The 20,933-nt window shown below is 72.7% G+C and carries 13 protein-coding genes and 1 tRNA gene; 4 read left to right on the forward strand and 10 right to left on the reverse strand.

All coding sequences use genetic code 11. The features are described from left to right. Window positions 1–253: 253 nt before the first annotated feature. The 6 genes from thrB to IF17_RS0123535 all read right to left on the reverse strand — a co-directional run bounded on the left by thrB (window position 254) and on the right by IF17_RS0123535 (window position 7,010). The gene (gene thrB / locus IF17_RS0123510) at window positions 254–1,171 is read right to left on the reverse strand and encodes a homoserine kinase (RefSeq protein ID WP_030569174.1); all 918 of its coding nucleotides are present in this window, start codon (window positions 1,169–1,171) and stop codon (window positions 254–256) included. Between the two features lie 363 nt (window positions 1,172–1,534). Beyond that, entirely contained in the window at window positions 1,535–2,605 is a 1,071-nt protein-coding gene (gene thrC / locus IF17_RS0123515) for a threonine synthase (protein ID WP_030569176.1), read from the reverse strand. A gap of 7 nt (window positions 2,606–2,612) precedes the next feature. Further along, the gene (locus IF17_RS0123520; protein ID WP_030569180.1) at window positions 2,613–3,914 is read right to left on the reverse strand and encodes a homoserine dehydrogenase; all 1,302 of its coding nucleotides are present in this window, start codon (window positions 3,912–3,914) and stop codon (window positions 2,613–2,615) included. 96 nt (window positions 3,915–4,010) lie between these two features. Beyond that, window positions 4,011–5,402, reverse strand: a complete 1,392-nt coding sequence (gene lysA / locus IF17_RS0123525; RefSeq protein WP_030569183.1) for a diaminopimelate decarboxylase — start codon at window positions 5,400–5,402, stop codon at window positions 4,011–4,013. 29 nt (window positions 5,403–5,431) lie between these two features. Continuing rightward, window positions 5,432–6,517, reverse strand: a complete 1,086-nt coding sequence (nrtL, locus tag IF17_RS0123530; RefSeq protein WP_030569186.1) for an ArgS-related anticodon-binding protein NrtL — start codon at window positions 6,515–6,517, stop codon at window positions 5,432–5,434. Between the two features lie 79 nt (window positions 6,518–6,596). Further along, complete coding sequence (locus tag IF17_RS0123535; protein ID WP_030569191.1) at window positions 6,597–7,010, reverse strand: response regulator; 414 nt, start codon at window positions 7,008–7,010, stop codon at window positions 6,597–6,599. Between the two features lie 173 nt (window positions 7,011–7,183). Between IF17_RS0123535 and IF17_RS0123540 the strand changes: the two genes are divergently transcribed. Then, window positions 7,184–7,255 (forward strand) — tRNA-Arg (locus tag IF17_RS0123540). Between the two features lie 85 nt (window positions 7,256–7,340). Here the strand turns inward: IF17_RS0123540 and IF17_RS1000000139905 are convergent. Continuing rightward, window positions 7,341–8,303 (reverse strand): HNH endonuclease, encoded by a 963-nt coding sequence (locus tag IF17_RS1000000139905; RefSeq protein ID WP_244890539.1) that lies wholly within the window; start codon window positions 8,301–8,303, stop codon window positions 7,341–7,343. 147 nt (window positions 8,304–8,450) lie between these two features. On the opposite strand from IF17_RS1000000139905, the gene IF17_RS0123550 reads away from it, so the two are divergent. Further along, complete coding sequence (locus tag IF17_RS0123550; RefSeq protein ID WP_030569197.1) at window positions 8,451–10,661, forward strand: ATP-binding protein; 2,211 nt, start codon at window positions 8,451–8,453, stop codon at window positions 10,659–10,661. A 445-nt stretch (window positions 10,662–11,106) separates the two neighbouring features. Here IF17_RS0123550 and IF17_RS0123560 read toward each other — a convergent pair whose 3' ends face one another. Then, the gene (locus IF17_RS0123560) at window positions 11,107–12,357 is read right to left on the reverse strand and encodes a hypothetical protein (RefSeq protein WP_030569203.1); all 1,251 of its coding nucleotides are present in this window, start codon (window positions 12,355–12,357) and stop codon (window positions 11,107–11,109) included. A gap of 330 nt (window positions 12,358–12,687) precedes the next feature. Between IF17_RS0123560 and IF17_RS0123565 the strand changes: the two genes are divergently transcribed. Together IF17_RS0123565 and IF17_RS0123570 are read left to right on the forward strand one after the other, a co-directional pair. Next, window positions 12,688–15,876 (forward strand): AfsR/SARP family transcriptional regulator, encoded by a 3,189-nt coding sequence (locus IF17_RS0123565; RefSeq protein WP_342342169.1) that lies wholly within the window; start codon window positions 12,688–12,690, stop codon window positions 15,874–15,876. A gap of 405 nt (window positions 15,877–16,281) precedes the next feature. Continuing rightward, window positions 16,282–17,949, forward strand: coding sequence for a hypothetical protein (locus IF17_RS0123570; protein ID WP_030569209.1), 1,668 nt, complete (start codon window positions 16,282–16,284; stop codon window positions 17,947–17,949). On the opposite strand, the gene IF17_RS0123575 is transcribed toward IF17_RS0123570, so the two are convergent. Then, window positions 17,918–19,711, reverse strand: coding sequence for a serine/threonine-protein kinase (locus IF17_RS0123575; protein WP_244890540.1), 1,794 nt, complete (start codon window positions 19,709–19,711; stop codon window positions 17,918–17,920). The genes IF17_RS0123570 and IF17_RS0123575 overlap by 32 nt on opposite strands. 77 nt (window positions 19,712–19,788) lie before the next feature. Continuing rightward, a complete protein-coding gene (gene ku, locus IF17_RS0123580; RefSeq protein WP_030569215.1) occupies window positions 19,789–20,871 on the reverse strand; it encodes a non-homologous end joining protein Ku in 1,083 nt (360 codons plus the stop codon). Between the last annotated feature and the right edge of the window lie 62 nt (window positions 20,872–20,933).

Genomic DNA, 20,933 nt, shown 5'->3' on the forward strand with positions numbered 1-20,933 from the left:
CGTGCGGGGTCCGGCGCGAGATCCCCCTGCTCGGCCCACTCCTGGACGAGCGAGGGGTGTCGTGCCGGTTCCGGAGCGTGCTCGAAACTGCTCAGGCAGGCTGCTCAGGCAGTTGGGGAGGCTCCCGGAAGAATGGCGGTCCCGGAGGGGGACACGAAGCAACGCGCCTCAAAGACGTCGGTTGCAGACTTGAGGTTAACACTACCGGCTCCAACAAACATTCCCCCTCTCGGCCACCGGTAATCACATGCGGTTACGCGGCCAGCGGCAGCACGGTGGCGCCCGCGGCGTCGAGCGCGAGCCGGTTCGCGGCCCACCCCTCACCCGCCAGTCGGGCAACCTTGTCGGCGGATCCCTCCTCCGCCAGCGCGAGCACCGTGGGGCCCGCGCCGGAGATGACCGCGGGCACGCCGTCGGCGCGCAGGCGGTGCACCAGCTCGACGCTCTCGGGCATCGCGGGGCCCCGGTACTCCTGGTGGATCCGGTCCTCGGTGGCGGCGAGCAGCAGCTCGGGGCGCCTGGTCAGCGCCTCGACGAGCAGGGCCGCGCGACCGGCGTTGAGGGCGGCGTCGACGTGCGGGACGGTGCGCGGGAGCAGTCCGCGCGCCGTCTCGGTGAGCACGGGCCGGCCGGGCACGAAGACCACCGGAACGACGGACTCCGCAGGGTCCATCCGGATCGCCCGGGCCGCTCCGCCGTCCATCCACGCGAGGGTGAACCCGCCGAGCAGACAGGCCGCGACGTTGTCGGGGTGGCCCTCGATCTCGGTGGCGAGCTCCAGCAGGGCCTCGTCGTCGAGCCGGGCGTCGCCGCCGGTCGTCACGGCGCGGGCGGCGACGATTCCGGCGCAGATCGCGGCGGAGGAGGAGCCGAGGCCGCGGCCGTGCGGGATGCGGTTGGCGCAGACGATCTCCAGGCCGCGGGGCTGGCCGCCGAGCAGGTCGAAGGCGGTGCGCATCGAGCGGACGAGCAGGTGGCTCTCGTCGCGGGGCAGCGTCTCGCCGCCCTCACCCGCGATGTCGATGTGGAGCCCGGAGTCGGCGACCCGGACGACGACGTCGTCGTACAGCCCCAGCGAGAGGCCGAGGGCGTCGAAACCCGGGCCCAGATTGGCACTGGTGGCGGGGACGCGCACCCTGACGGCGGCGGCTCGGAACGCGGGACCGGCCATCGGCTGGATGACTCCTTGTAAGGCGGCGGGGATTGCGGTGCGGTGGCTCTGCGGCGGCGGGGGCCTGCGGTAGGGATGTGCGGTGGGTGTCTGCGTGGGGGTTCTGCGGGGCGGGGATGGGGCCGGTGGCCCGGCCCGTGGGCGCCGTCACGACGGCGATCGCACCGCGGCAGACCCGTCGGGCGGATGTCCGGGGGATGTCGGGCGGATGGGGTACAGCTTATCGAAGGAAGGTTCCCTCGCGACATAGGGCGCACAGGAGGCGCACGATGCGTGTCGCCCGCCTCCTATGCGCTCTCCGCCCCGAAAAGAGGGCGGTTGAGCTGGGTTGTCTCGTGTTGACCGGACGTGTCGCCGGACGGATCAGACGAGGCCGAGCTTCTGGGCCGCGGTGGCCGCGTCGACCGGGACGGTGACCGGCTGCGGGGCGCCCGCGACGGCCCAGTCGGGGTCCTTGAGGCCGTTGCCGGTGACCGTGCAGACGATGCGCTGGCCCGGGTCGACCTTGCCCTCCTCGGCGGCCTTGAGCAGACCGGCGACGGACGCGGCCGACGCGGGCTCCACGAAGACGCCCTCCTGGGAGGCCAACAGCCGGTAGGCGGACAGGATCTGCCGGTCCGTCACCTCGTCGATGAAACCGCCCGATTCGTCCCGGGCGGCCAGGGCGAAGTCCCAGGAGGCCGGGTTGCCGATGCGGATCGCGGTGGCGATGGTGGACGGGTCCTTGACGACCTCGCCGCGCACGATGGGCGCGGAGCCGGAGGCCTGGAAGCCCCACATGCGCGGGGCGTGGGTGGAGACGCCGTCACCGGCGTACTCGGTGTACCCCTTCCAGTACGCGGTGATGTTGCCCGCGTTGCCGACCGGCAGGACGTGGATGTCGGGGGCGTCGCCGAGCGCGTCGACGATCTCGAACGCGGCGGTCTTCTGGCCCTCGATACGGACCGGGTTGACCGAATTGACCAGCGCCACCGGGTAGTTGTCCGAGAGCGAGCGGGCCAGGGTGAGGCAGTCGTCGAAGTTGCCGTCGACCTGGAGGATCTTGGCGCCGTGCACGAGCGCCTGGCCCATCTTGCCGAGCGCGATCTTGCCCTGCGGTACGAGGACGGCGCAGACCATGCCCGCGCGCACGGCGTACGCGGCGGCGGAGGCCGAGGTGTTGCCGGTGGAGGCGCAGATGACGGCCTTCGCCCCCTCCTCCTTGGCCCGGGTGATGGCCATGGTCATGCCGCGGTCCTTGAACGAACCGGTGGGGTTGGCGCCCTCGACCTTGAGGTGCACCTCGCAGCCCGTGCGCTCGGAGAGGACCTGCGCCGGAACGAGCGGCGTACCGCCCTCACGAAGCGTGACGACCGGCGTCGTGGCCGTGACCGGAAGCCGGTCCCGGTACTCCTCGATGATGCCGCGCCACTGGTGGGTGCCCTTGCTGGTCATGGGTCCTTTACTCCCCTTCAACACGCATGATGCTGGCGACACCGCGCACGGTGTCGAGCTTGCGCAGCGCTTCGACGGTCCCGGAGAGGGCGGCGTCGGGCGCGCGGTGGGTGACGACGACGAGGGATGCCTCGCCGCCTCCGTCTGGACGTCCTTGCTGGCGGACGGTGTCGATCGATACGCCCTGCTCGGCGAAGACCGTTGCCACCTGGGCGAGTACACCCGGCTTGTCGGCCACGTCGAGGCTGATGTGGTAGCGCGTGACGACCTCGCCCATGGGGCTGACCGGCAGGCGCGTGTAGGCGGACTCACCGGGTCCGGTGGCCTCGCCCAGTTTGTTGCGGCAGACCGCGACGAGGTCGCCGAGGACGGCCGAGGCGGTCGGGGAGCCGCCGGCGCCGGGACCGTAGAACATGAGCTGTCCGGCGGCCTCGGCCTCCACGAACACCGCGTTGTACGCCTCGCGGACCGACGCCAGCGGGTGGCTGAGCGGGATCATCGCGGGGTGGACGCGGGCGGTGACGGAGGCCCCGTCGGCGGCGCGCTCGCAGATGGCGAGGAGCTTGACCGTGCAGCCCATGCGGCGGGCGGAGGCGATGTCGGCGGCGGTGACCTCGGTGATGCCCTCGCGGTGGACGTCGCCGATCTTCACCCGGGTGTGGAAGGCGATGCCGGCGAGGATCGCGGCCTTCGCGGCGGCGTCGAAGCCCTCGACGTCGGCGGTCGGGTCGGCCTCGGCGTACCCGAGGGCGGTGGCCTCGTCGAGCGCCTCGGAGTAGCCGGCGCCGCTGGTGTCCATCTTGTCGAGGATGAAGTTGGTCGTGCCGTTGACGATGCCGAGCACCCGGTTGACCTTGTCGCCGGCGAGCGACTCGCGCAGCGGCCGTACGAGCGGGATGGCACCCGCGACGGCGGCCTCGTAATAGAGATCGCGGCCGTACTTCTCGGCGGCGGCGTGCAGGGCCGCGCCGTCCTCGGCGAGCAGTGCCTTGTTGGCGGAGACGACGCTCGCGCCGTTCTCGAAAGCGGTGGTGATGAGCGTACGGGCCGGCTCGATGCCCCCGATGACCTCGATCACGACGTCGATGTCGCCGCGCTGCACGAGCGCGGTGGCGTCGGTGGTGATCAGTGCGGGGTCGATGCCCTCACGCACCTTCGAGGGGCGGCGGACGGCGACGCCGACGAGCTCCACGGGTGCGCCGATGCGCGCCGCGAGGTCGTCGGCGTGCGTCGTCATGATGCGCGCCACCTCTGAGCCGACCACACCACAGCCCAGCAGCGCCACCTTCAGCGGACGCGTACGCATCATCCGACCTCGTTTCTCATACATGCTCATGTGTGGACCAGTCTCACTCACCGGACGGGCGTTTCTGACCCCCGTCCGGATCCTGAGACGACTATTTCATCAGCCGACATCGAGACGCAGGAGATCTTCCTCCGTCTCGCGCCGGACGATGACGCGTGCCTCGCCGTCCCGGACGGCGACGACCGGGGGGCGCAGGGCGTGGTTGTAGTTGCTCGCCATCGAGCGGCAGTACGCGCCGGTGGCGGGGACGGCGATCAGGTCCCCGGGCGCCAGGTCGGCGGGGAGGAACGCGTCCTTGACCACGATGTCCCCGCTCTCGCAGTGCTTGCCGACGACCCGGACGAGCATCGGCTCGGCGTCCGAGGTGCGCGAGACGAGCGCCACGCTGTACTCGGCGTCGTACAGCGCGGTACGAATATTGTCCGACATTCCGCCGTCGACGCTGACATACGTCCGCAGCCCTTCGAGGGGCTTGATCGTGCCGACCTCGTACAGCGTGAACGCGGTGGGGCCGACGATGGCGCGCCCCGGCTCGACGGAGATGCGGGGGGTGCGCAGCCCCGCGGACTCGCACTCGCGGGTGACGATGTCGCTGAGCGCCTTGGCGATCTCGTGCGGCTCGCGGGGGTCGTCGTCCGAGGTGTACGCGATGCCGAGGCCGCCGCCGAGGTCGATCTCGGGCAGCTCGACGCCGTGCTCGTCCCGGACCTCGGCGAGCAGCTGCACCACGCGCCGGGCGGAGACCTCGAAGCCGGCCATGTCGAAGATCTGCGAGCCGATGTGCGAGTGGATGCCGATGAGTTCGAGGCTGTCGAGCCCGAGCGCCCGGCGTACGGCTTCGGCGGCCTGCCCGTCGGCCAGCGCGATGCCGAACTTCTGGTCCTCGTGCGCGGTGGCGATGAACTCGTGGGTGTGCGCCTCGACGCCGACGGTGACCCGGATCTGGACGCGCTGGCGGACGCCGTGGCTGCGGGCGATGTGGGCGACGCGGACGATCTCCTGGAAGGAGTCGAGCACGATCCGCCCGACACCGGCCTCGACGGCCCGCTCGATCTCGGCGACGGTCTTGTTGTTGCCGTGGAAGGCGATGCGCTCGGCGGGCATCCCGGCGTCGAGCGCGGTGGTCAGCTCGCCCCCGGAGCAGACATCGAGATGCAGCCCCTCCTCTTGGAGCCAGCGCACGACGGCGCGGGAGAGGAAGGCCTTCCCGGCGTAGAAGACGTCGGCGTCCGGCCCGAAGGCCTCGGACCAGGCCCGGCAGCGGGCGCGGAAGTCGCTCTCGTCGAGGAAGTAGGCGGGGGTGCCGAACTCCTCGGCGAGCCGGGCGACCCCGATCCCGCCGACGGTGAGGGCGCCGTCCGCGTCGCGGGTGACGGTACGCGACCAGACCTTCTCGTCCAGGACGTTGAGGTCGGCGGCGGGGGCGGAGTAGTGCCCCTCGGTGAGGACGTCGGCGTGACGGGGACCGGCGGGGTGTGCGGAGCGGCTCATGGTGAGGTCTCTCGGATTCTTCGGAGTCGTCAGAGGTGTGCGGGCGCACTGATACCGAGCAGGGACAGGCCGCCTGCCAGCACCGTCCCGGCGGCTTCGGCGAGGGCCAGCCGGGAGCGGTGGGCGGCCGAGGGTTTCTCGTCGCCGGAGGGCAGCGGCGGACAACTGTCGTGGAAGTCGAAGAACGCGTGGGCGACGGCTTCCAGCTGCCGGGCGACCCGGTCGGGCGCGCGGTGACGGGCTGCGGCGAGGAGGACGCGGGGGTGGTCGGCGAGGAGATCGAGGAGGGGGCGGGCGGGGCCTTCGTACGGCGCCGGAGCCGCATCGGACTCTGCCGTGAACCCGAGGGCCGCGGCGCCCCGGGTGAGCGCGCGGGTCCTGGCGTAGGCGTACCGGACCAGGAAGAGCGGGTTGGTCTCCCCCTGGACGAGCAGGTCGTCGCCGAGCGGGGCGCGGTCGTGCGAGGCGGGCCGCAGCAGCCCCCAGCGCGTGGCGTCGGGGCCGAGCCGCTCCAGCAGCTCCCCCGCGGTGGCGCCGGCGGGCACCGGGCGTATGGGGGTGAACGGGGCGGACGGGGTGGCGCACGGCGTCCCGTACGCGTCGACGGTGACGCCGAGCAGGCCCCATTCCGCCTCACCGGCCTCCTCACAGCTGACCCGGACCCGGGCGCCCTGGGAGACGACGAGCCGGCGCACCGCATCGGCGGTGACCGCGGCGCGCACCTCGCGCGCGTGATGGAACTGGAGGACCTCGCCCCGGAGCGCGCCCCCGTGTCCGTACGCGCTCCCCTGCTCCCGTACGGCGTCGAGCACGGCCCGGTCGCCGTCGCCGGGGGCGTCGAGGGTGAAGCTCAGAAACCCGGGCCCGGTGATCTCGACCCGCCCGATCCCGGGCTCGGCGGCGACCCGCTCGCTCAGGATCCGCGCGACCTCCAGGGCCGGCAGCCCGGCGTCCCCGGCGAGCTGGAGCGCGACCGCACAGGCGTAGTCACCGCTGCCTCCGGGCCGCGTCCTCTCCACCCGCACGCGCGCGGGCACGGGTGCGCGCAGCGCATTCTCGGCGACCGCGCGGTGCACGGCGTGCAGCACGGTCCGGGAGAGATCGGCGGGGGTCACGGGACAAGCGTAGGGGAGGAGGAGGGGCACTCCGCGACCCGGTTTCGCGATGCGGTCAGGTGGTGGAGGCCATCGTGGATCAGCCGGTGGTGGAACCCGCCCGCCCGGCACCGCTCCGTCCGTCGACCGACGGCCGCTCCTCCCCCGTCGCCAGCCGGTGCACCATCCGCACGAGCTCGCTCGGCTCGAACGGCTTCGCCAGGAACGCGTCGACCCCGGCGGACACGCCCGCGTCCACCTCGTAGGGCGTGCAGGCGCTGATGACGGCGATGGGCACATGGCGGGTGCGGGGGTCCGAGCGCAGCACGGACGCCGTCTCCAGGCCGCCGAGGCGGGGCATCACGACATCGAGGGTGATCACATCGGGGCGGATCCGGTGGACCAGCTCCAGGCACTCGACACCATCGGCCGCGGTCACGACCTCGAAGCCCTCCAGCTCGAGGTTGACCCTGATCAGCTGCCGGATGACCTTGTTGTCGTCGACAACAAGCACGCGGCCGTACGCCCCTGACACCCTTCGAGAGTAGGTCGGCCCCGGCGACCGCGTCCGGCGTTTGGCCACTTCCGCCCCGGACGGGGGACGGTCTGACGCGACGGAATACCTGTTCACGGAGACCCCTCGGGAGCTGGTAGTGTTTCACCCGTCGCAGAGCAACACCGCGATACGCCCCCGTAGCTCAGGGGATAGAGCATCGGCCTCCGGAGCCGGGTGCGCAGGTTCGAATCCTGCCGGGGGCACTTCTCAGGAAGTGCCGACAAGACCCCGCCACCAGCGTTCACGCCGGCAGCGGGGTCTTCGCGTATCCGGAGGCGGCCACAGCCGTCAGCGGTGGCCGCACAACGCCCGGTGATAGCGGATGTGGTCCTGCTCGATGACGTGGTCGGCATGGAGCTTGAGCTCGTACTCCACGACCCCCGTCGAATTCCTCCGCACCGTCCAGTCCTCCTCGATGTAGATGGCGAACCTGTCGAACTCGATGTGATGGTTGGGGCACAGGCACAGCAGGTTGGACAGCTGGTCGGGGCCGAGGTGGGGCCCGCCGAGCCCGCGGATGTGAGCCGCCTCGCTGTAGTGGCTGTCCATCGTCTCGACGCGGGCTCCACACACCTGGCACGCGTCGTCGTACATCTCCTTTATGTGCCGGACGAGCCGCGCGTCCCGGTCGGGCCGGAACGAGGTGTGCCTGCGGCGGGGCACGCTCCCTTCGCGGTCGGGAAGCTCACCGCTCGCGCTGGCGTATCCCGCGAGACCGACGCGCTCCAGCAAGGCCGCCCGATCGACATCGGGGAGGTGCCGGGAACAGATCAGGCCGATGGCCTCGGCACGTGCCAGCGAGCGGCGGAGGGCCTTCGCCGCGTCCTTGCCGAAGCCGGCCCTCGCCCCGGCGGCGGCCAGCTGGGACGGGGTCGGCGTGCCCTCATGCGTATCGATTCCCTCCACGTACCAGAGGCCGCTGCTGCGCAGGTGCCAGAAGGGGTACCGGGGCGTGACCCGCGAGTTCGGGAGCCCGAAGTCCCGGAGCAGCGGCCCGACCTCCTCGCGGAACGTCCGCCACTCGACCATGTGGTCTCCCGTGCGTTCCTGCTCGGCGGCCAGGAGGCCGATGGCCCAGAGGAGGGTGATGGGCTTATGGCGTGACGGTCGCCGGTCGTTGATGTGGGTCTTCAGATTCCTCAACCTGCCGAGCACGTCTTCTTCGCCGCTGTTCGTCGTCGCGCCGAACAGGCTAGCCAGCGGCACTGACAGCCGGCACAGGCCCTCGTCCGTCACACGAACGAGTGGCACGCCTCTCTGGCATATGCCAGAGAGGAGGAGCCCGAGGCAGAATTCGGGCCACCGGCCGCAGTCGGCCCCCGCAGGCCCGGGTGATCGAGCGCCTGTACGGAAAGGATGTCTGCAGAAGCTGGTACTCGGCTGTCCGGAGGGGGACGCATGCGGGGGCACGAGCACAGCAACAACGACCTGAGCGGTACGGTGCACGGCTTCGTGGTGCAGGCGGGGAGCGTGCAGGGGGGCATTCATGTGTCGGGAGGCCCGGCGCGGGAGGAGGTGCCGCCGCCCTGGCAGTTACCGCCCTCTGTTCGGATCACCGACCGCACGGAGGAGCTCCGTGCCCTGGAAGTGCACCGGTGCCGGGCCACGGAGGACGGGCATCCCACGCTGGCGGCGGTGAGCGGGCTCGGCGGGGTGGGGAAGACCGCGGTGGCGCTGGCCTGGCTGCACACGCTGCGGCCGGAGTTTCCCGGTGGTCAGCTGTACGCCGATCTGGGGGCCCAGGCCCCGGATGGTCCCGCCGATCCCGCCGAGGTGGTGGGGCGGTTCCTGCGGGCGCTCGGGGTCCCGGCCGGCCAGGTGCCCCCGGCGCTGGGTGAACGGGTCGCGCTCTACCGGTCCTTGACGGCCGAACGGCGGCTGGTGGTACTGCTGGACGACGCGGCGACCGCCGCCCAGGTGCGGCCCCTGCTGCCGGCCGGGCGGTGTGTGACGGCGGTGACCAGCCGGCGGCGGATGCCGGGGCTGAGCCTCGACGGGGGCCATGTGCTCCATCTGGACCCCCTCTCCCCCGAGGCAGCGGTGGAGTTGCTCGACTCGACGCTCGCCGACGGCCGGGTCGCCGCCCAGCCCGAGGAGGCGCGGGCCCTGGTGCTGCTCTGCGCGGGGCTGCCGCTCGCGGTGCGTATCGCGGGGGCGCGGCTGGCGGCCCGCCCCCGGCAGGGGATCACCGCGATGGTGCGGGCCCTGTCCGAGGAGCACGAGCGGCTGGAGGCGCTGGCCATAGAGGGCGACCATGACGTACGGGCGGCGCTGGACCTGTCGTACCAAGGGCTGCCGCCCGCCGCCGCCCGGCTCTACCGGCTGCTGGGGCTCCATCCGGGCCGGGAGTTCGGCGGGCCGGTGGCGCGGGCGCTCCTGGGCGAGGAGGCAGTCGACGCACTCGACGCGCTGTACGACGCGAATCTGCTCGTCGATGTCGCCGAGGTCTCGGGCGGTGAGCGCTACCGGTTCCACGATCTGGTGCGGCTGCACGCCGCCGCGCGGGCCGCGCAGGACGAGAGCGGCGAGGAGCGGGCCGCCGCACTGCTGCGGATCGGCCACCACTATCTCGCCAACGCCCGCCGCGCCGAGGAGATCGTCGAGCCCGAACGGGACTCCTTGGAGCGGGAGTTCGAGCCGGAGTGTGTCGTGGAGGAGGACTTCGGGCAGCGCGGGGCGGAGGCGGCGCTGGACTGGCTGGAGGGGGAGCTGCCCAACCTGATGGCGGTGGTCCGCATCGCCCGTCCGGTGGGCGCCCCGGAGCTCGCCTGGCAGCTCACGGACGCGCTGTGGCCCCTGTTCCCGCGCCGCAAGCGGTACCGGGAGTGGCACGAGGCGCACCAGGAGGGGCTGCTGGCCGCCGAGGAGGCGGGGAACGAGGAGGCCGTCTGCCGGATGCTGACCTCCGGGGCGCTCGGGAAGCTCGCGTCCGGCGCCCCTGCGGAGGGGCTGGAGATGTTCGAGCGGGCCGCCGCCTCCTTCCTGGAGCGCGGGGACGCCCTCGGGCATGCCCGGACGCTGAACTACCGGGGGCTGGCCCATCAGCGGCTCGGCCGGCCGGACCGTGCGGCCGAGCTGTTCGCCCGCGCGGCCGGCACCTTGCCCGCCTGCGGCGATCTCCGGGCCGGTGCGCTGGCACGGTTCAATCTGGCCGATGTCGCCTTCTCCCAGGGGCGGTACGAGGAGGCCGTCGTCGACGCCGAAGCCGCCCGCCTCACCCTGGAGGCGGCCGGCGACCCGTACAACGCGGCACGGGCCGCCGGCCTGACCGGGCGCGCCTGTGTGGGGCTCGGCCGGCTCGGTCACGCGGAGGCCGAGCTGTCGGCGGCGCTGTCGGCGTTACGGGCGCAGGCCGCCGAGTTCGAGGCGGCCCGCGTCCTCGGAGGCCTGGCGCAGCTCTCCGAGCGACGCGGGCAGCCCCATCAGGCCCGGCAGTTCTACCGGGAGGCGCTGTCCCTGTACTCCTCCGTCGGCCGGTCGGGGTCGGCCGACGCGGAGGAGGCGCGGGCCCGGCTCGCGGCCCTGGAGCCGGCACCGCCGACGCCACCGGACACTGAGGCCCCGGAGCCGAGCCCGTCGGGGGAAGCCCAGGGCGATGCCGGTGAGTAGCCTCGTACGGTCCTGACGACGCGTACGGCGGCCGGGTCCCAGGCGGCCGGCTCCAGGCCGGCCACCAGCCAGACGTGGGCGACCGAGGCCCAGACCGCCCAGGAGTGTGCCGGCCACTGCGGCTCACGGACCAGCGTCCTGGCCCGGCCGCCGAACCGCAGCCAGCAGCGGGGGCCCCGGTACACGGCCACCACCAGGGCACCGGGGTGGCAGTCGGCGAGTCCGGCCGCGTACCGGACGGGGTCCTCGTGCGGCGGGAGCCCGACGAGCGGGAACTCCGCCACCAGCACATCCGCCAGCAGCGGCAGCGGATGCGGCGCGGAGAGCCGTACGCGCAGGTGCTCGTCGGTGATCCGCGCCGCGCGGTCCGGGTGGAGCAGGGTGGCCAGGGTGCGGCGGACGCCCCGCTGCGGGACGGCCTCGGTCAGGCGTACGGCCGGTGTGGTCATCGGGCGGGCCCCCGTTCGTCGTGACGTACCGTCACCGGCAGCGCCGCGTGGTCCGTCCGGGGCCGGACGGCGGGGGCGCGCAGCCGGAGCTTGCGGTAGATCAGCGCGCGCATCCGGGTGGCGAACTTCCCCGGCTCCGAGGTGATCCGGGCCGCCACCTGCTCGTACCGCTCCGTGCGGTAGGCCGTGGCGGCGCGGGCGAGCTGGCGGTGCAGAGGGCGGTCGGGGTGCAGCCGAGGGGCGATGGAGGCCAGTTCGGCCGCGGGCGAGCCGGGGTCCAGGTCGGCCTCCGGGACGTTGCCCATGAGGACCGGGACCCCGGTCATCGCCCCGTAGAGCGAGACGGATCCGTGGTCCCCCACGATGTAGTCGGCGGCGACCAGCGCCCCGACCCAGTCGGCGTACTGGCTGACCACCAGGAGTCCCGAGCGCCCGAGGTCGGCGAGCCAGCTGCGGATCTGCCATTCGCCGTGGGCGTTCCAGACGTGCGGGTGGAGCAGGAGCGCGACCCGGAAGTCCTCCCGGGGCAGCTCGTCGACCAGCCTTTCCAGCAGCTCCCACCGCCGGCCCAGGAGGGAGCCCGGTCCCCAGGTGGAGCAGCCCAGCACCAGCTGCTGCCGGGCCCCGACGCCCAGGGCGTCGCGGTAGAGAGCCCGTTGGGGCAGGCTCGCGGTGATCCGGTCGAAGCAGGGGTCGCCGACCACCTCGGCGGCGGGCAGCGCCTCGGGGCATTCGCGGCCCAGGCGGGTCAGCTCCTCGTGGTGGGCGAGCACGATCGATTCGGGCACCACCCGGCCGTCCTGGACGATCCACTGCCGGTTGAGTCCGTAGACCGCCCGCCCGGCGACGCGGCGGCCGCGCTGCCCGGCGGGGACCAGCTTGTTGTGCCCGGCGCCGTGCGGCAGCACGATCACCGGGGCGTGTAACTCCTGCAGTCCTCCGTGGGCCGCCGCGAGCGCCAGGTCGAAGGGCATCTGCACCGCCTGGTGCCAGGGCAGGACGAGACCGCCCAGCCGCTCCAGGAAGGCCGCGACCCCGTGGCTGAACACATCGGGTGCCGGGGTGAAGAACACCTGCACCCGGGCGTCGCCCTCCAGCAGCCGCACGGCTTCGAGCAGCCGCTGGCCCGCGGTGACGGTGTGCACCACGGCCAGTACCTTCTTGCGGGTCCGCCGGGTGGCCCAGCGGTCGACGTCCAGGCGCACCGGTACAAGGGGCCGGTGCGGGTCCGGCATGGTCAGGCTCATCTGATCAGTCCCCGTTTCCGTCGCCGCGGACCGGAAGGCCCGCGGGGGCCGTGGCGAATCGCGGCCCGGGACGCATCTGCCCACCGACGTGGACGGACGGCTTGCAGGAATCCTGCGTTCCAGCTGTAGGGAGAAAACCGCTGCGCCGTGCGCCCCGCTCACGCCCCCTGTGCGCTCTGGTCCGGGCCGGTGGCTCAGGGAACAGTGGACTGTTCCGCACAGACGTGCGGACGCTGCCGACGGCGGCAGGAAGTGGCGCACCCATCGGGGGGCGGGATGAACCTTCTTGCTCTGGGACCCCTGGAACTATGGCACGGGGACCAGCAGCACATGCTCGGTTCAGTGAAACAGCGCTGCGTGCTCGCGGTTCTGGTACACGCGCGCGGTGAACCCGTCGCCATGGACACGTTGATGGAGCGGGTCTGGGGCGATGAGCCGCCCCGTACGGCCCCGGACACCCTGCAGACCTACCTCTCCCGGCTGCGCGGCCATCTGCGCGACGCCGTGGGCCCGCTCGTCCGGCTGGACCGGGTGCCGCCCCGGCTGTACCAGCTCCGGATGAGCGACCAGAACGATCTGGACCTGGTCCGCTTCCAGCGGTTCCGGACCGAGGCCGCCGAGGCGGCGGAGCAGGGCCGGACGGACTGGGCGATCGGGCTGCTGCGGACCGCCGAGAACCTGTGGCGGGGCGAGCCGCTGACGGAGAGCTCCAGCGAGTGGGCGGCCTCGGTGCGTGCGCGGCTGGTGGAGGACCACCGCCATGTCCGGGAGGAGCGCATCCGGCTGGAGCTGGAGCTCGGGCGCCATGCCGATCTCATCGGTGAGCTGCGCGAGCTGGTGGCGGAGAGCCCGCTGGCGGAGGGGGTGGTCGGCTCCCTGATGCTGGCGCTCCACCGCAGCGGGCGGCACAGCGAGGCGCTGGAGCTGTACCGCAGGACGCACACCCGGCTGCGCGAGCTGGGCATGGACCCGGGTGCCGACCTGCGAGCGCTGCACCAGAGGATCCTGGAGCAGGACCGGGCGCTGACGGAGCCGCGGCCGTCCGCCGTCGCCGTCACCTCCCGTGGCGCGCCACCGCCGCCTCTCCCGGCACCCGCCGCCGGACCGCCCGTCGCGGTCCCGACCGCCGCCCCTCCGGCCGTACAGCCCCCGCCCCTCCCCTCGGCCCGCAACAACCTCCCCCGCGACACCAGGGACTTCACCGGCCGGGCGCGGGAGCTGAAGCTGCTGCGCGACGGGCTCACCGGCGACGGGTACGCGCTGCCGCTCGCCGTGCTCCACGGGATGCCCGGCATCGGCAAGACCGCGCTGGCGGTGCATGCCGCGCACCGGCTGGCCGACGCCTATCCGGCCGGTCAGCTGTACGTCGATCTCCACGGGTTCAGCGGACGGCGGCCCGTCGACCCGGCCGAGGCCCTGGCCTTCCTCCTGCACGCGGCCGGGGCCCCCGGCGAGCTGCCGGAGACCCTGGACGAACGGGCGGCGGAGTGGCGGGAGTGGACCGCGCGCAACCGGGTGCTCGTGGTGCTCGACAATGCGCGGGACGCCGCCCAGGTCCGGCCGCTGCTGCCCGGCTCGGCCGGCTGCCTGGCGCTCGTGACGAGCCGCAACCGGCTCTCCGGGCTGGACGGGGCCACCTCCCTGCTGGTGGACGCGCTGCCCGGCCAGGAGGCGGCAGCCCTGTTCACGCGGATCGCGGGCACCGCCCGCACCTCCCGCGATCCGGACGCGCTGACGCTGCTGGTGGAGGCCTGCGGCCGCCACCCGCTGGCCACGACGCTGCTCGCGGGCCGCTTCCGGCACCGGCAGATCTGGGACCTGCGCCACCTCCTGGAGCGGCTGGCGCAGTCGCTCGATCCGCTGGACGAGCTGGACGAGGAGGTGTTCGTCTCGGCGTTCCGGTTCTCCTACGCCGAGCTGGCGCCCGGGACGCGCCGGCTGCTGCGCCTGCTCGCCCTGCACCCGGGGCCCGACGTCACGGCCGCGGCCGCCGCCGCCCTTTCCGGAACGGGGTCCGGGCCCGGGGGCGCGGAAGGTGTGCGGCGCAGCATCGAGGAGCTGCTGGACTGCCATCTGCTGGCGGAGCCGGTGCTCGGCCGCTACCAACTGCACGACCTCACCAGGGCGTTCGCGCTGCGCATGTGCTCCGCCGAGGAGTCGGAGAGCGCTCGCGGCGAGGCCGTCGGCAGGCTCCTCGGGTACTACCTCACCTCCGCGCACCGGGCCCACCGCCTCACCCATCCGCGCCGCAGAGCCTTGGAGCCCGGACAACTCTCCTTTTACGCAGCCGAGTTCGGCGAGGAGCAGGAGGCGGCGGCCTGGCTGGAGGCCGAGCGGACCAACCTGCTGGCCGCCGCCCGTACGGCCGCCGCGGAGGACCTGGGCCATGCGGCGCTCTTCCCGCACGCACTCGCCCCTTCCCTCCGTATCTGGGGCAGTTGGGCCGTCACCAACGAGCTGTACGGCGCGGCCGTGGCGGCGCTGCGCTCGCGGGGCGACCCGCTGCTGCTGGCACAGACACTGGTGGAGGGGGCGGCCGTGCTGGCCCAGACGGGGCACGGGGAGGCGCTCAGCTGCGCGGGCGAGGCGCTGACCCTGTTCCAGGACCTCGACGATCCGGCCGGGTGCGCCGACGCCTCGTTGCAGGCGAGCCGCGCCCACCTGGCCGCCGGCCACACCGGCCCGTCTCTGCGGATGGCGGCGCGGGCCCTGGACCTCTACCGGCAACGGGGCGACCTGCACGGCGAGGCGGAGTGCCTCAATGTGGAGGGGGCGGCGCTCCACCACGAAGGCCGGTACGACGAGGCGCTCGGCCGGGCGCGCCTCACGCTCCGGATGCACGAGGGGACGGGGGACCTCCTGGGACAGATCCGCGCGCTCAACAACATCGGCGAGATCCACCGCCTCCAGGGGCGCATCGAGCACGCCCACGACCACTTCGAACGGTCGCGGGTGCTGGCCCAACTGCACAGCGGGGCCCAGGAGCTCGCCATATTGGACATGAATCTCGGTGCGGTGTCGCAGGCCATGGGCGACACCCCCCGGGCACTGGCCGGTTTCCGGCGGGCACTGGAGAGCCATCGCGGCCGGGGAGACACGCTGGGCGAGGCGAACGCGCTGATCAGCATGGGGTCCGCCCACGCCGAGAACGGGGACGGCGGCGAGGCCCTGCTCCACTTCACCCTCGCGGAAGAGGTCGCGCGGAGCATCGACAGCGCCTACGAACGGACCCGGGCCCTGCTCGGCGTGGCCGACGTCCACGAGTCGGCGGACCGCCCGGACGTGGCGTTCGAGGTCTACGGCCAGGCGCTCGACCTGGCCGAACGCACCGGCTCCCGCCCGGCCGCGGCCCGCGCGCTGGCGGGACTCGCCCGTACGGCGCGGAGCCTGGGGCGCGACGAACCGGCCCGGGAGTACGGCAGGAGGGCGGTGGAGGTGTACCGGAGTCTGGGCTCCGAGGCCGAGGCGGAGAGCCTGCGGCGTCTGTTGCTGGGGGGAACGAGAAGGACCGGCGCCTGAGCCTTGCCCGGGTGCCGGTCCGTTCGGCCGTGGTGCGGATCAACCGCCGGCAACGTGGCCCGTCGGGCCGGACGGTTTCACCACATCCACTGAAGGAGCTTGTAGAACATGTGCCTGACAACTTTCTTAATTCTGGGCCTAGTTGGCCACTCTCGGGGCGTCGATGATCCGACAACGCGATCATGGCACAGGCGGTAGGCGTACAAATACCGAACAAGGATCCCCGTTCGAGTGAATCGCTTGCGACCCACTTGGCCACCACTTGTCACTCCGGGCGCATTTCGCCACATAGGCCGTTGGCCGATACGGCAATCCGCGCGAAATGCCGATGCGGTCACGCGTGAACCGAGGTGGCCCCGGGCATGTTTTCGGCGACTTGTCGGGCTCGGCGGTGGGGGGACCGTTATGGAGTCAACTGACCGGAACGGGATGGTGGGACAGGGCGCGGACGGCCCTGGGTTCGGCGGAGCCGTGCCACCGCCTCCGTCCGCTCCGCCGACCATCGGTCCACCGCCGCCCGGGGCGGGGTTACGGGCGGTGGCGGCCGGGCTGCTCAATCTGACCGGGCTGGGGCTCGGTTACGCGCTGTTGGGGCGGTGGGGGCGGGCCGTCGGGTGCTGGGTCGCCACCGGGCTGCTGTTGTTCGTGGCGCTGCCCGCCGATCCGGACGGGGTGCCCGCGCGGGTGCTCGTCGTCTATCTGTTCCTGCTCGTCCTCGCCGCCGCCGACGCGGCGCGGATCGCGGTGCGGTCGGCGCTCGGTGGGTCGTGGCGGCCTGTGGTGGCCGTCGGGCTGGGGGTCGTGCTGTTGGCCGTGCCGGTCGGTGGGGCCGTGGCGTACGGGGCCGCTCGGGACGAGGCGCGGGAGGAGATGCTGCTCGACCGGCTGGAGGGCGGGGACCGGAAAGTCGCGGCCGCGGCCACGCAGCCGTTCGGGACGGTGAAGGGTGAGTACGAAGGGGCGCTCGGGGTCTATCGCGCGCTCGACCGGGACCATCCCGGCTCCCGGGCGGCGAAGCTCGTGCCGGACCGGCTGAAGGACTTCTACGACGCCGTCTCCTCGCCGTACACCGGGAAGCAGCACTGCGACGCGGTCGAGCCGCTGACCTATCTGCGGACATTGCCGGGGTCGGTGGGGAAGGAGTTGCTGGGCGAGCTCGCCGGGTGGCCCGACGAGCCGCTCGCGGAGTCGCTGTACGGGTGCGGTGTCTCGCGACTGGGCGGGGCTGCCGCCGGGGGTTCGGCGGAGTTCGGTGAGCTGTTGCGTACGTTCCCCGAGTCCGCGTCCGCGCGGCAGGTGGCCCCGGCCATCGGCGGGCGGATCGACGGGCGCGTCACCGAGGTCAAGGGCGGCGATCCGTGTGCGGCCACCGAGGCGTTGCGGGGCCTGAGTTCCACGGTCGCCGCCCTGCCTGCCGAGAGCGTTCCGGGGCTGGGTGCCAAGGCGGGCAAGGGGATCCAGGACGGGGTGTACGCCTGCGGGGTGGACCAGTTCAAGGAGAAGAAGTTCGGCGAGGCCCGCACGACACTGGCCGAATTCGCGCGTTCCTACAAGGGTGACGGGCGGGCGGCGCAAGCGCGGAAGATCGCCATCGCCGCGGAGATAGCCGACGACCGGGCGGCGGCGGGCAGGCGGCTGCCGCCGTCGAAGGCGCCCGGCGGACCCCGGATGGAGCTCGTCATCAGCAATGACGCGCCCAACGCCGTCGAGGTCCTCTACACCGGGCCGGTCACCGGCACCGTCATGCTGAAGCCCTGCGGCGACTGCAAGCGCTACAGCGCCTCGGCCGGCCCACGCCTCGCCTGCAAGGCCAGTGGCCGGAGCTACCCGAAGGCCCGGCTCCAACTGCCCGCGGGCGACTACCACTTCCTCTACAAGCACGGTACGGGCGCCACGTCCCGGGTGGACAGCTACGCAGCGGGGTCGAAGGTCCAGCCCGGGTACACGTACACCAGCTGCACGTATGTCATCGAGCGCAGCCCGCTCGGGCTCGACCTGCCCACGCTGCCCGACTACATCAAGCCGGCGTCGGCTCCGCCGCTCAGCCCTTCTCGCGCGGGTTCTTCTCGATGACCCGGCCGTCCAGTTCGGCGGTGAGGTAGGCGCCGCCGTACGAGTCTGAGACGTACACGCGCTGCACCGGGCGGTCGTCGTGGAAGGGCGACGACGGGTCCACGATCACGTAACTGCTCTCCGGTTCCGGGATGTTGAGGCTGGTCCTGGCCGTCCGCAGCAGGGCGGGCAGGGCGTCCCAGTCGACGGCGTTCAGGTCGACCGCCTTGTCCCCGGACATGAGCGTGCCGCCCATGTCGTCGTTCTTCGCCTGGCCGTCCCGGTAGCTGAACCGGTCGTAGAGACGGGAGTTGGACTTCAGCGGTGCCTGGGCGGAGGCGTGCTCGCCGTAGAGGGTGAAGTCGGTGACCTTCGTCCCGCCCATCAGCGGCTTCAGCGCGGCGATGGCCTGCCGCGCCCCTTGCGGGGTGAGCAGGTCGGCGGGGGCCTCCGGTTCGTCGTCGTCCGCCCCGGCCCCGTCGTCGTCCGCGACCGGTTGACCGGCGGCGGTGGGCGGGGCGGCGCTCCGGTCGTTCGCCGGGGCGCTCGCCGTGGTGTGGGGGCGGTTGCCGCTCCCCTTCGCGCTGTCGTCGGCGTCTCCCCCGAAGAGCGTCGGGTCGACCATCCACAGGATCACGCCCGCCAGCACCGCCGTCGAGACGACGGAGGAGGCCGTGGTGATCGTCCAGGCCCGGCGCCGGATGCGGCGTCCGCGCTCGTCGTCACCGGTGACTGTCGGGAGCGTGGCCGGAGGCGAAAGCGGTGTCGGAGGCGGTGTCCGAGACGTTGACGGGTCGGCGTACGGGTTGTTCGCGTACGGGTGGTGCGGTGCGTCCACCGGGATGGGGAAGGGCGTCGGGTGGCCGAAACCGGTCGGTGGCTGCGGCGGCTGCGTGGCCGACGGCGGCGATCCGTACGCGCTCCTGGGGTCCGGGGCCGGCTGGGGCCGCGCCGCCTCCGCCAGCATCCGGTCCAGGGTTCCCGCGTCCGGGCGGGCCGGGATGTCCCGGGTCAGCAGCGCCGTCAGTACGGGGGTGAGCGCACCGGCCCGTACCGGCGGGGGCACCTCCTCGTCGAGGACCGCGGCCAGGGTGGCGAGCGTGGTGGCCTTGCGCAGCGGGTGGTGGCCCTCGACGGCGACGTACAGCATCATGCCGAGCGACCAGAGGTCCGAGGACGGGTCGCCCTCGGTGCCCCGGATGCGCTCGGGGGCTATGTAGTCGGGCGAGCCGATCAGGGCGCCCGTCATCGTGAGGCTCGTCGACTCGCGGATCGCGGCGATACCGAAGTCCGTGAGGACCGGGCGGCCGTCGGTGCGCAGCAGCACGTTGGCGGGCTTGACGTCGCGGTGCTGGATGCCGGAGGCGTGGGCGGCGTTCAGGGCGGAGAGGATGCCGCGGCCCAGTTCGGCGGCCTCGGCGGGGTCCATGGGCCCTTCGGCCAGCCGGTCGTGGAGGGAGGAGCCGGCCACCAGCTCCATCACGATCCAGGGGTAGCCGTCCTCGCCGGGGTCGACGATGTGGTGGACGGTGACCACGTTGGGGTGGTCGAGGCGGGCCAGGGCGCGGGCCTCGCGCAGGACCCGGGCGCGCAGGGTGCGGGCGCCCTCGGGGTCGTACTCCGCGAGCGCCGGGTCCGGGGGCCGGACCTCCTTCAGGGCCACGTCACGGTGGAGCGCCTCGTCGTGGGCCCGCCACACCATGCCCATGCCGCCGCTGCCGAGCCGCTCCACCAGGGTGAAGCGGCCGTCGATCACCCGTCCCGAGGGGGCCTCTGCGCTCATGCGCCGTAGCGTACGGGTGCCGTACGACAGGGGGGAGCCGGGGCCGGGGATCGATGCGGGGCCGGTACGCGGCGGGGTCAGGCGGAGGCGCGTTTGCGGGGCGCGGCCGTCTTCTTCTTCGTGGTGCTCCGAGAGCCGGACGACGTCTGCTTCTTCGCCGAGTTCGCCGAGGACGTGCCCTTGGACGAGGAGGCGGACGAGGTCGACTTGGATGTCGTCTTCTTCTGCGTCGTCTTCTTGGCTGTGGAGGCCGTCGACTTCTTGCCGCCCGTGGACTTGGGCGAGGACTTCTGAGGCGCGGTCTTCCGAGGTGTCGCCTTCTTCTTGATGGGGTGGACGTCCGCCATGTCCTCCTCGCTCTCGGCCTCCCCCTCCCCCTCGCCCCGGGACTTCTTCGCCGCGCGGACACTGCTCTCCAGGGCCGCGATCAGGTCGATGACCTTGCCGCCGCCGCTGTCCTCCGACTCCGACGGCTGCACCGCCTCCCCGGACGCCTTCGCCGCGATGAGCTCCTCCACCGCCTCCCGGTAGTCGTCGTGGAGGCTGTCCATGTCGACCTCGCCGAGGGTGTCCATCAGCGCGTCGGCCAGGTCGAGTTCGGCGTCGCGGACCGTGACGTCGCTGTCCGGGGCGACCCCCTCGGGCGCCCGGATCTCGTCGGGCCAGAGCAGGCCGTGCATCGCGATCACGTCATCGACGACCCGCAGCATCCCCAGCCGTTCGCGGCCGCGCAGGGCGTACTTCGCGACGGCGACCTTGTTGCTGCGCTTGAGCGCCTCGCGCAGCAGGGTGTACGGCTTGGCGGCCGGGACCCCGTTGGCGGAGAGGTAGTACGCCGCGTCCATCTGGAGCGGGTCGATCTCGTCGGCGGGCACGAAGGCGACGATCTCGATGGTCTTGGCCGTGGGCAGCGGGAGCTGGGCGAGATCCTCGTCGGTGATCGGGATCATCGTGCCGTCGGCGTCCTCGTAGGCCTTGCCGATCTCGCCGCCCGACACCTCCTCCTCGTCCAGCTCACAGACCTTGCGGTACCGGATCCGGCCACCGTCGGCGAGGTGGATCTGCCGGAAGTGGATCGAGTGGTTCTCGGTGGCGTTGACGAGCTTGATCGGGATGCTCACCAGCCCGAAGGAGATCGCGCCGTTCCATATGGACCTCACCGTTCACCCCTTTTGGCCGTTAAAGACGGTTGAGTAGGTTCTCGTGTGATTCACGTGGTTCG

The sequence above is a fragment of the Streptomyces cyaneofuscatus genome (assembly GCF_000718135.1).
GTDB lineage: Bacteria > Actinomycetota > Actinomycetes > Streptomycetales > Streptomycetaceae > Streptomyces > Streptomyces cyaneofuscatus.